General features: G+C 28.9%; 11 protein-coding genes. All 11 read right to left on the bottom strand.

Translation table 11 applies throughout. The features are described from left to right. Positions 1-870 carry a hypothetical protein gene (locus tag RB618_RS10595; RefSeq protein ID WP_308068701.1) on the bottom strand — a complete coding sequence of 290 codons (870 nt, stop codon included), beginning with the start codon at positions 868-870 and terminating at the stop codon, positions 1-3. 40 nt (positions 871-910) lie between these two features. Continuing rightward, the gene (locus RB618_RS10590; protein ID WP_308068700.1) at positions 911-2047 is read right to left on the bottom strand and encodes a glycosyltransferase family 4 protein; all 1137 of its coding nucleotides are present in this window, start codon (positions 2045-2047) and stop codon (positions 911-913) included. Further along, complete coding sequence (locus RB618_RS10585; protein ID WP_308068699.1) at positions 2044-2985, bottom strand: glycosyltransferase; 942 nt, start codon at positions 2983-2985, stop codon at positions 2044-2046. The genes RB618_RS10590 and RB618_RS10585 overlap by 4 nt, the downstream gene beginning before the upstream one ends. Next, positions 2982-3884, bottom strand: coding sequence for a glycosyltransferase (locus RB618_RS10580; protein WP_308068698.1), 903 nt, complete (start codon positions 3882-3884; stop codon positions 2982-2984). The genes RB618_RS10585 and RB618_RS10580 overlap by 4 nt, the downstream gene beginning before the upstream one ends. A gap of 9 nt (positions 3885-3893) precedes the next feature. Next, entirely contained in the window at positions 3894-4715 is an 822-nt protein-coding gene (locus RB618_RS10575; RefSeq protein ID WP_308068697.1) for a hypothetical protein, read from the bottom strand. 3 nt (positions 4716-4718) lie between these two features. Beyond that, positions 4719-5642 (bottom strand): glycosyltransferase family 2 protein, encoded by a 924-nt coding sequence (locus RB618_RS10570; RefSeq protein ID WP_308068696.1) that lies wholly within the window; start codon positions 5640-5642, stop codon positions 4719-4721. A gap of 11 nt (positions 5643-5653) precedes the next feature. Next, positions 5654-6460, bottom strand: a complete 807-nt coding sequence (locus RB618_RS10565) for a class I SAM-dependent methyltransferase (RefSeq protein ID WP_308068695.1) — start codon at positions 6458-6460, stop codon at positions 5654-5656. A gap of 2 nt (positions 6461-6462) precedes the next feature. Continuing rightward, positions 6463-7743, bottom strand: coding sequence for an ABC transporter ATP-binding protein (locus tag RB618_RS10560; RefSeq protein WP_308068694.1), 1281 nt, complete (start codon positions 7741-7743; stop codon positions 6463-6465). Between the two features lie 27 nt (positions 7744-7770). Beyond that, a complete protein-coding gene (locus tag RB618_RS10555) occupies positions 7771-8646 on the bottom strand; it encodes an ABC transporter permease (protein WP_374121114.1) in 876 nt (291 codons plus the stop codon). A gap of 122 nt (positions 8647-8768) precedes the next feature. Further along, positions 8769-10736, bottom strand: a complete 1968-nt coding sequence (locus RB618_RS10550) for a nucleoside-diphosphate sugar epimerase/dehydratase (RefSeq protein ID WP_308068693.1) — start codon at positions 10734-10736, stop codon at positions 8769-8771. An 84-nt stretch (positions 10737-10820) separates the two neighbouring features. After that, positions 10821-11705 carry a glucose-1-phosphate thymidylyltransferase RfbA gene (gene rfbA, locus RB618_RS10545; protein WP_308068692.1) on the bottom strand — a complete coding sequence of 295 codons (885 nt, stop codon included), beginning with the start codon at positions 11703-11705 and terminating at the stop codon, positions 10821-10823. Positions 11706-11747: the final 42 nt, after the last annotated feature.

The following is an 11747-nucleotide window of genomic DNA, read 5'->3' as shown; positions in this document are numbered from 1 at the left end:
TTACTTTATTCTTTTTTGTATTTTTCTGAAAAAAGCTTTTAACATCTTAAAAAAACCAACGTTAGTCAATACTTGCTTATTTTTCTCGGCATACTGTTCTATAAAATCATCGATTGAAGTAGATGGAATATAATTCAATTTATCCCATAATTCAGGTTTTAACGGATGTATATTTTTATAATTATCATAATTATTTAAATCTAGATCTCGCCAAAATTCGAAATGCTTTTGCGTATCAAAATCATCTCTATGTCCCCAATTTGTAATCTTAAAATATATTTCTTCCTCAGATCTTGCCCAAGATTGATGAATAGCTTTTGCATTTATAAGATGATTACTAATACTGTAATTTGTTCTTGGCCCATCATATTTTTTGCAATTAGTAATAAATGGAAATCGCTCATTGTTTTCTATATAAAGATATCCCTCTGGAAGTTTTTTAAATAGTGTTATCCAAATTCCTTTAAAGATGACTGGCGTAAATTTTGGAAATACCATTAAATACCAATGCTGCTTTAAAAATTTTCTAATTTTTTTAAAATCATACATATATTCATCAACATCTAGTTGAATTAGCCATCCATCACCCATTCTATTTAAAAGCATGTTTCGCTCTCGAACCTCACATTCCATTGGAGTCAATCCAGAAACATAAAAGTCATCATAATAAAACTCTATTTTGTTTTTAGCATCAAAACTCTTAACTCTTTCAAAAAAGCTCTCTTCAATTTCGAATGAATTTCCGCTCCAGGTTAGATAATTTTTATCAATCGCTAAAAAAATTGTATCAACATAATCATACACTTGTTTAACTGATGTAAAAAACATATTGTAATCATAAGACAGAAGATATCCTACCTTTATTTTCATCTTTTATTAAATTAACTATTTTAATTTGACAAGCTTTTTCCTAATTCAAAAAATCTCTTAAGAAGGCTACTTTTTTATCGTTTGAAAAGTCATCAATATAGGTTTTCTTTATATCCATGCATTTTTGCAAAAAAAGAGATTCATCATAATTCAAGATTTCTATGGCTTTCTTACTCAAATCTTCTTCGTTTATTGCAATCAACTCTGGAAATTTGTTTAATCGATCTTTCATTGCTCCAACATCATAAGATAAAATTGGCAAGCCATAAGCCATAATTTCTAATGCTACATTTGGTCCTCCTTCATATTTAGAAGTAATTAAAAAACAATTAAAAAGATCAAAAAAATTATACACTTCATCATATTGAACTTCTTCAAAACTAATCGTAATTAATTTTTCTAGTTTTTTTTCTTTAACTAGATTCTCAAGATTTTTATAATAATTTTCATCGCAGCCTCCTTTAATAATTAATCTTGCTTTAAATCCTTTATCCCTAAGATCTGCTATCAAGTTTATTGCATGTTCGAATTGTTTCTCTTCCGAATATCTACCTAAAATTCCAAAATCGTAAAGGCCCTTTTTTCTTTGGTTCCTTACTTTATTAATCGCAACGCTTTCATTAAAAAGCAAAATTTCTTGGGCAATCGTATTTTTAAGGTCTAAATTTTTTACAAAGAAATCTTTTTGTTTTTGAGAGGTTACAATATTGTGTCTTATTTGTAATAAATATTTTATAGTATTATTTTCCAGAGGATTAAAAAATACTGTGGTATATTTTATTACTATATCTTTTTTTAACCCATATAGTTTAATTAACGGAATATAATCATTTACCAGGGATGTTTTGGTTATGATATATATTTTATCAAATCTTGATAGTTTTTTGAATCTCCAGTAAAGAAAATCAAATGGTAGTGATTCCAACCTTAACTTCCTCTTTATACTCTTATTTATCTTATAAAAAAAGATATTATTGAAAAAGGAAGGTCTAGTAAAAAACTTTATTTTTCTATCAATATATATGTTTTTCGTAAAATTTAAATCAAACTCTCCTGCCACAAAAACATGCACTTCTTCAACCTTAGAAAGTGATGCAAAAGTATTAGCCGTATGAATTGTTTCTAACTCACTGCCACCCGAAAATTGAAAAAAAGGCGTTGTAATTAATATTCTCATTTAAATAGATTATATCCCTTATTAAAGAACTTTAGACCAAAATAACCTGCAAAACTTTTGAACATTCCATTTATATCAAATAATAAAATCTGAGTAAATAGTAAATTCTTAAATAGATAAAAATCATATTTACTTTTTTGCAGTAAAGCTTCTCGCAAATAAAACTTATTTCTGGAAATTATAAATTCTTTAAAAGCAACGGTTTGAATTTTCTTCTTCCAAATCAGAATTAACAAATGTTTTCTTCGTGCTTTAAATTCAGATATAATTTCTTCAAAATTACATTTTACAATTTCTCTAGAAAGTGAATCGTTATGTATACGATAACTGATTAAGACCTCATTAACATAATTAATTTTGGGCTCTTGATAAAGCATTCTTAAATTAAAGTCCCAATCATCTAAATTTGATATTTTTTCATCAAACATTTTTTTTTGCTGCTCTAAAAAAGTACGTTTCCAGAGAGGCCCTGAGACATAAAAAGTAATATTGCCTACTAAATAATCTTCAACTAAATTGTTCGGTATAATATTATTCTCTCCCAAAAGTACATTAGTTTCTAAATCACTATGCACTATTTTACAAACACTGCAATCAAAATTATTATTGATTGAAAAAAAATGTTTTTCAAGAAGATCATCATACATTAAATCGTCACTATCAAACCACTTTATGTACTCTCCTTTGCTTATTTGATAACCAAAATTTCTGCAAGCATTTGGCCCTTTTAAAATTTCGACTGGTCTTTTATGATATTGGATTCGATTATCCTTACTCATAAAATCTTTAAGCAAATCCTCTGTATTATCTGTAGATCCGTCGTCTACAACAATGCATTCCCAGCTTTTATATGTTTGGGATAAAATACTTTCAAGAGTTTCACCTATTAAATGTCCTCTATTATATGTTGGAATTATAATTGAAACTAAAGGCTTCACGCAGTTGTTATATTGTTAAAAAATCTACGAATACATTTTAGAAAAGGAATGACTTTACCATTTTTCAGATAGTTTTTAAGTAAAAACTTCCATTCTTCAGGAGTTACTTTTCTATTCTTTTTTATAGCAATTTCATACGTCATTAAGAACTCATTTCTTTGGCTAGGCGTAAAAAAATGTAATTTTTCTCGAACTAAATCTGTAAAAAACATCTGCTCTGCCTTATTTTTAGGTTCAAAATTATCTTTTTTACCTGTAATATTTATTTTAGAAAGTCTAACGATAACATGGCTAGTATTTACTGAATATACCTTCTTATTTTCACTAAAATCTATCCAAGCCATATCGTCACTGTGCCAAGCTAAAGGATATTCTCTAAATCCATGTTTGAAATAAGATTTTCTAGTAAAAATATGTTCTGATAATGAGCTTCTAGTAAGTCCTTTAAATCTTTTATAATAAAAATTTAAAGCTGTGTCCCATTTTTGATGTTTAAATTTTTCCGAAGTTTTTCCGTTTTCCTCGGTAAGTGTTTTAGAAGCAAATCTTACAACATTACTTTCATTTTCGAATTTAGACAAGTTTGAGTAAAATTTTTCTACAACGGTATTAGATAACAAATCATCATCCCCCAAAACCATTAACCATTCTTCTTCATTTGACAGATCAATGCAACGTTGCCATTGTTTTACTAATGAAGTTCCACCTAAATTTTCTTCAAATCTATGATATGTAAAATCTAATTTTCCTTTAAACTTTTCTAATAAAAAAAACGGATTTTCTGAACTAGCATCATCGCCAATATACACTTTGAATCTTTGATCTGTCTGATCTTTCAAAGATTCTAATGTTTGCTCAAAAAATGTTAATTTATAGTATGGAATAATTATAGCAAGCATATAAAAAATTTAGCTCTTCAATAATTTATTCACAGATTGGTCCATTCTTACAGAATCGGATCGCAATTTATTTCGTCCTTCTTTACCTTCAATATATAAATTAGGGAGATGATGAATTAAATTATCCTCAAATTCTGAAATACAGATCATTTTTTTCATGCCACCAAACAAGTAAATATCTGTATTGACTTTACATTTAACGCTATATTTATTTTCTCGTGGCAATTTTAAACCAAATTTCTTTCTTATTTTTTTAATTATTCGATAAGTGATCGTTTGCTCATTTACCAATTCTAAGAAATTAATTTTTTTACCAACACGCAACAACTGTTTTTGTGTTAAAATAAATGAAGCCTGATGTACATTATTAAAATGAGCAAATTTTTTCCCTTTGTAAGATTCTACTGATCTATAATTCCAATCAAAATCAGCATGAAATCCTGGATAGTATTTGCCTGTTAGATCTTCTTCATATTGTATTAATCCCGAAATTCTATTTTTAGGAAGTATCGTAGAATATTCAATATGTTTTTCTATATGTTCTTCTAAAAATAAATGGTCATTTTCTCCATATATAAATAGATCATAATCATTTCTATTATCCCATATTACTTTTCTACATGTTAATGGTAACAGTTGATAATCTGATAAAGTCAATACATTAACGAAATTAATTCCTTCAATATTTAATTCGATATTTGAATTTACAATAATTGTAACATCAAATTTTTTGAACGCTTTTAACTCTTGAACAACTTTTTTCAAAAAGATAAGTTGTTCATCACCATAGTTAACTAGTACTACTAAAAGTTTTAATAAATTATTGCTCATTATTTAATCTCTATAAGTAAGAAAGGAATAATTGTCTTCACATGTTGTGATCTGAATTCTTTTTATTAAATGATAATTCTTTATCATTTTCTTTAAATACTGATAGTTATAAAAGACATCCGTTTTTTTAAGTTTTATCATTGAGATAATACTTTTTTTAATAGTCTGAATAATCATTTTCTTGGCCGAACATGATCTATTCGGGTTGAGAAGATCAAGATCTTTTAAATTGATAAAAGTTTTTAGATCAAATTTTCTATTCGGTACATTTCTATCATGATATGCTATTGCTTTTGGAACAATTCCAACATTCATTTTTTTGAAATTACATCTATTTACATAATCATTATCTTCTGCATAATGAAAAAAATAAGGATTAAAACCTCCAACATTTTTTAAGGTTTCTTTTGACAACATCCATATTGCTGCATTAACAAAATTGACATCGTAAACATTCTTCACTACTTTACTTAAGAAAAGATCAGAAAAGAAATCTGGGCAATTATTTGGTGAGATATAGAATTGAAAATATAAATCAATTTTATCCCCATTGCCATTTAAATGTACCGGACTCAAAATTCCATATTCTGGATTAAGTCTCATTTCCTCAAGCAACAAACTAATTGTATCTTTTTCTAAGTAAGCATCTTGATTTAATAAAACAAAATATTCTCCATTATTTTTAAGAGCAATATCTAATCCAACATTGTTAGCTTTTCCGAAACCTAAATTTTGATCTTGCTCAAATAATAAAACATCTTTAAAATTTGACTTAATAAATTCAACTGTTCCGTCTTTGCTACCATTATCAACAATAATAATTTCCACTGCAACCGAGCTGCTTAACACACTTTTTAAACAATTCTCGATCCATTGCATTCCATTATAAGTTACAATAATGATAAATATTTTTTTGTCTATATCCACATTTTAATTTATTACTTAAAAATTTTTTTAAGATATTTTAGTGGTAGTAGAGCTAAATGACCAATTTTATACGAATAACTACCTCTAAATTCAGCCATTAATTCATTTTTAACAAAATACCCTCCATCAAAAATAGACAAATCATGTTTTTCAAATTCTAAGTCTGATGCAATTGATATTAAAAACATTGGTTTTACCTCTCTATTTTTAATAGCGAGATAATTTCCATAATATAAGTCTAAATTATTTTTCTCTGTATCATTCTGAATTATTGAATTTCCGTTATTATGTAATTGTGTCAATAATTGCTGATATTTAAAATAATTATTAATTAAGTTTTTAAATTCATGTTTATACAATTCTTTGACATGAAATTCATTTATTAAATTTCGTTGTTCAGAATAATATAATTTGTCTGGAGTAGATATTAATACTATTCCACCAGGCTTTAAAACTCTTTTTATTTCAAGCATCATTTTTTCATGCTGATCATGATGTTCAATTGTTTCAAAGCTAATTACTACATCTATAGCATCATTATCTAGTGGTATTGCACTTGTGCTACCTTCTAAAAATTCAATATTTTTTTGTGTATATTTTAATTTAGCCTTCGAAATTGATTCTTTATCAATATCCACTCCATATACAAATGAAGCTTCCTTGCTCATTAAAGCAGTACCATAACCTTCTCCACTGGCTATATCTAAAACAATTTTATCTTTTATATAATTATTAGTAATTGCATATCGATGCAAGTGTTCTATCGCAATCCTATTATAAACAAATGTTTCTAATCGCTCTCCAGTCCAATTTTTCATATTTATTTCCATTTTAAAATTGGCCTAATAACTCCTGGGAAATTACCATTATAATTTCCTCTTGCTGTATTACTACCAAATTCATCCACTATATTAAATCCTACTATATCCATTTCGTGAAATTCCACAACAAATGGATTATATTTCATGATCGCAAAACTACATGAATAAGTTCCTTCTGCTAATAAATTTCCTGGGATTATTATTTTTTTTGAATAAATGCCTTTTGGTAATTCTTTCTCTAGTGTTAAAGAATCTTTATCATGAGAACTTAAAATATGAACGTTCTCATTATTAAATAAATTAAATCCATGTGTAAAAACATTTCCTTCTTCTAAAATTTCGTACGTAAATTCTACTGCTATTGAATTTGATATTGAGTGATTTAATGCCACTTCATTATTTTCATTTAGGATCCTTGCAGCTAATAAGCGTAAAAAATTAGTTTTAGGACATGATTCCAGATCCCATTTCTTATTTGCAAATTGTTCTTGATCACTAAAATATTTGTTAACAGCTTCTTCAACATGACCCTCAAAAATTACTTTGCCATGTTCTAAAACTATCCCTCTCGTACACAAACTTTTCACTGCTGCCATATTATGGCTAACAAACAAAACAGTTCTTCCTTCCCCTTTAGAGATATCTTGCATTTTTCCAATTGCCTTCTTCTGAAACTCAGCATCACCCACTGCTAAAACTTCATCAACTACTAAAATTTCAGGTTCCAAAAAGGCCGCAACTGCAAATGCTAAACGAACTGTCATTCCAGAGCTATATCTCTTTACAGGAGTGTCAATGTAACGTTCACAACCAGAAAACTCAATAATTTCGTCAAGTTTTGAAGTGATTTCCTTCTTAGTCATTCCTAAAATGGCCCCATTTAAAAATATATTCTCGCGACCCGTCATTTCTCCATTAAACCCCGTTCCAACTTCTAATAAAGAAGCTATACGTCCTCGAGATTTAATACTTCCCGTCGTAGGAGCTGTAACTTTTGAAAGAATTTTCAGAAGTGTAGATTTTCCTGCTCCATTCTTTCCAATAATTCCTAAAACTTCTCCTCTTTCGACTTCAAAACCAATATCTTGTAAAGCCCAAACATAATCAGAAGTACCTTTTGTAGACCGATCGTTGGTATCTCCAATTTTTAAATATGGATTTTCCTTTCCACGAATTTTATGCCACCATCTGTTTAAATCATGACTCAAAGTCCCCGTTCCAACCTGACCTAGACGATACTGCTTAGAAATATTTTCAACCTTTAATATGATGTCTTTCATTTTTATAAAATCTTTTTCATAAATAATTTATACCGTATCTATGAAACTTTTTTCTGTTCGATTAAAAACCAACAATCCAATAAAGAAAATTACTATAGTTACTATTGTAGCATAGGTTAGACCTAAGACAGAAACATCACCCACATTTAAAAGCATATAACGAGAAGTTTCTATGACATAAGCCAATGGATTGTATTCAACAACCCATCCTAAATTAGGTAATTTTTGTTTTATTAGTTCCATTGGATACATTACTGCAGATATATACATTAGTAATTGAACTCCAAAACCAACTAAATTATTTAGATCACGATACTTTGTAACCATAGAAGAGATTACCATTCCTAATCCTAATCCTAAAATTCCCATAAACGCAATTAATATTGGAAAGAACACAATCGAGCTATTTAAGCTTAAATTTGCTCCTTTCACATAAAAGAAAATATAAAAGAAAACAAATATCCCAAACTGGATTCCAAACTTAATCAAATTGGAAATTACTATCGAGAGCGGAGTAATAATTCGCGGAAAATATACTTTTCCAAATATTCCTGCATTGGATTTAAAAGTATCCGAAGTTCCATTTAAACAAGCAGTAAAATAATTCCAAACCATAATTCCTGCAAGATTAAATAAAAATGGAGGAATGGAGCCTGTCTTGATTCCAGCAACATTATTAAATATAATAGTAAAGGTTATAGAAGTAAATAAAGGCTGAATAAGATACCAAAGCGGTCCTAAAACCGTCTGTTTGTACACTGTAATTATATCTCTTTTTACAAAAAGCATTAATAAATCTCGATACTGCCAAATTTCCTTGAAATTAAGCGTAAATAATTTATTTTTTGGCGTTATTTCAAACAGCCAATCGTTTATATTTTTAGAATCCATTGGAAAGAACATAAAAACCTTGTTTTTTTGTAATTTTAACAAGATTTTTAACATTTTAAAATTTGTTTAAAAATGCCAAAAGGCGTTTAAAAAAACACCTTTTGATTATATTTGATTTATATTTTTATCTCTAATTATTTATCTAAAATTTCGAAAGTCGAATTCATACTCTTAAATTCTGGGACAATTTTTTTCATCTTAGCAACAATATCATCGTTTTCATAAAAATCTGCGATACCAATTAATTCATCAACCTCATTATGAAGATTTTCATACTCGTCTTGAATTTCTTGAGCAATCATAATCTTATTGTGATATGTTGGAAGAGTCTTAGAAGTATCATTTAATAATTCTTCATAAAGTTTTTCTCCAGGCCTTAACCCAACAATTTTAATTTTAATTTCCTTATCTGGAATGAAACCAGCCAACTTAATCATTTTTCTTGCTAAATCAATAATTCTAACGGGTTTACCCATATCAAAAATATAGATCTCGCCACCATTACCCATAGCTCCAGCTTCTAATACAAGTTGACAAGCTTCTGGAATTGTCATAAAGTAACGTATAATATCTTGATGTGTAATAGTTACTGGACCTCCTTCTGCAATTTGTTTAGTAAACAATGGCACAACAGAACCATTTGATCCTAGAACATTTCCAAAACGTGTTGTAATAAATTTTGTCCCGCCTTCAACGTTTTGCCTTTGATTTTTTAAGAATAAAGACTGCACATATTTTTCTGCAATGCGTTTACTGGCTCCCATTACATTACTTGGGTTTACAGCCTTATCTGTCGAAACCATTACGAATTTCTTCACATGATATTTGCACGCTAGATCGGCAAGGTTTTTTGTTCCTTTTATATTCGTTTGAATTGCCTGAGAAGGATTCTCTTCCATCAAAGGCACGTGTTTATATGCCGCCGCATGGAAAACAACATGAGGATTATAATTTTTAAAGACTTTCTCAAGTGCTTTCTTGCTTCTTACATCAGCAATTACTGCAACAATTTTCGTATTGAAATTCATTGCCTGAGTTTCTAAGCATAAATTGTGCAATGGCGTTTCTGCATGATCTAAAACAATTACATTTTTTGGATTAAAATTCAAAACCTGTCTTACAATTTCGCTACCAATTGATCCAGCCGCACCAGTAATTAAAATAGTTTTGTCTTTTAATTGTTTAGAAATTGACTTACTATCTAGAACTATAGGCTTTCTTTCTAATAAGTCTTCAATTTGGATATTTTTTACTTTTTGAGAAATTTCTTTCTGATTTTCCCAATCAGAAATCAATGGAACGGTGTATACTCTATAATTAAACTCTAAGCATTGATCAACAATTATAAGTTGTTCGTCTTTTGTCAAACTTTTATCAGCAATAATTACCCCTTCTGCAGCAACAGAACGCATTAAAGCTGGAAGTTTCTTTCTTAAAATTAAAATAGGAAGATCCAACATACGCTTAGACGCATTCTGATTATTTTTATCGACAAAACCAACAATTTTAAATCGTGATGGCGTTTCAAATTTTAAGGCGTTTGCCACCGATATAGCATTTGCATCTGTACCATAAATAACTGTTCGTACAAGCTTGGTTGTCGCTTTTTCTGAAAAGTACATCTCAAATGTTTGTTTTACAATAACACGATATAAAAATAGCCCGCAAAAAGATAAAACTAAATTTATAAAAAGAGCCGTATTCAAAAACGCTTTATGTCCTGTATATAGTTCAAATATTAAATTTATAAACAGAAAGAAAACTAAAACTGACATTTGAGAAAAAAGCAGTTTTATAGCATCAATATATGATGAGTGTCTAATAATTCCAGAATAGGTTCTAAAGAGCCAAAAGAAAAATATATTAACCGTTAATAATCCTGCTACAAAATAAAAATCGTGTGATGTTATAATATAACCTATTGCGGTTCCATCAAAAAGCAAATAAGTAAAGGAAAATGAAAAAAACAGAACCATTACGTCAATAGCAATAATAATCCACCTAGGCAGGTAGCTCAAATTATTGATATTTGCCCTTAGATTTCTTGGGGAAAAGGTTTTATATAACAAGGAAGTTATATTATTTGGTTTTTCTGTATTCAATTTAGCATTTTTTAAGTCAGTAAATTTTGAACTTTATACAAAAATACAAATTAAAGGTTTTAAACAATTACTTGGTGGTGCAAATTAAATTTTAACACCTTTTTTCTTTTGCTTTAAAAAGTCTAACAGATAGGTTCCATAACCTGATTTAAGTAATGGTTGAGCTAAATCTTCAAGTTGAGCATCATTAATAAATCCTTGTCTCCAAGCTATTTCTTCAATACATCCCACTTTTAGACCTTGCCTTTCTTCAAGAACTTGTACAAACTGCCCAGCTTGCATCAAACTGTTAAAAGTTCCTGTGTCTAACCAAGCTGTCCCTCTACTTAAGATACCTACTTTTAATTTTCCTTTTTCGAGATACACTTTATTTACGTCTGTAATTTCATATTCACCACGAGCACTAGGCTTAATATTTTTGGCAATTTCAACAACAGAATTATCATAGAAATAAAGTCCTGGAACTGCGTAATTAGATTTTGGCTCCAACGGCTTCTCTTCAATAGAAACAGCATTTTTATTTTCATCAAATTCAACTACTCCATATCTTTCAGGATCTGAAACATGGTAAGCAAAAACAACTCCTCCTTCTGGATCAGCATTCTCTTTTAAAAGTTGTTGCATATTGGTTCCAAAAAAAATATTATCTCCTAAAACTAAAGCAACTTTGTCATTACCTATAAACTCAGCTCCAATTACAAAAGCTTGAGCTAATCCATTCGGATTTGGTTGTTCAGCGTAACTAAACTTACAACCAATTGCACTCCCATCTCCTAAAAGTTTCTTGAAATGAGGTAAATCGTGAGGAGTAGATATAATCAAAATCTCATTAATCCCTGCCATCATTAATGTTGATAACGGGTAATAAATCATAGGTTTGTCATAAACCGGCATTAGCTGCTTACTTACTGCTAATGTCAATGGGTGCAATCTCGTGCCAGAACCTCCAGCTAATATAATTCCTTTCATAAATCCTAATTTTAGATTTTAGATTTTAGATATCTGATTTTT

The organism is Flavobacterium sp. LHD-85, from assembly GCF_030929595.1.
Classification (GTDB): Bacteria; Bacteroidota; Bacteroidia; order Flavobacteriales; family Flavobacteriaceae; genus Flavobacterium.
This window is presented reverse-complemented; position numbering and strand designations above follow the sequence as displayed.